General features: G+C 43.0%; 2 pseudogenes. Both read left to right on the top strand.

The window, feature by feature from the left end:
• A pseudogene (locus AC3G7N_RS22670) lies at window positions 1-193 on the top strand (ECF transporter S component); the annotation flags it as partial.
• Window positions 193-516, top strand: a pseudogene (locus AC3G7N_RS22665) (ATP-binding protein); the annotation flags it as partial. The pseudogenes AC3G7N_RS22670 and AC3G7N_RS22665, both read left to right, overlap by 1 nt.

Here is a 516-nt window from a genome sequence, read left to right as displayed (position 1 = left end):
TGCTGGTTTGTTTTTCGTTTGCAGCAACAGCCTGCTGGCACCGCTTCCTGTGCTGGTATTACTTGGGGTTTCGTTCTATTTCGCGTTACTGCCTTCCCTTTTGATTGGAGCGACTGTTAATGCGGCCATTGCAATAATTTTCATTCCGAAATGTAAAATGCTTTTCCAAAAAACGATGGCAGGTGAGCAATGATGATAAGGGACAGTTTAATCGCACCATTTGATCAAAAAATGGATATCGTCATTGCCTGTGACAATAGCGGCTCGATTGGAATGAAGACGGCTGATGATGTGTCCGCTCCCTATGACGTTGTATCCTATTTTGCATTTCGAGTTGCCTACATGGAATGCATGGCAGCAGGAGGAATTCCATTTTCCGTCATCATTCAAAACTTTAATGACAAGTCTGCATGGAATTCCCTATTAACAGGAATTAAGCGCGGATGTAATGAATTAGCAATAGATCCTCTGCCAATAACCGGCAGCACCGAATCTAATTTTTCGTTAGCACAATCC

It is taken from the genome of Virgibacillus carmonensis, from assembly GCF_057836705.1.
This window is presented reverse-complemented; position numbering and strand designations above follow the sequence as displayed.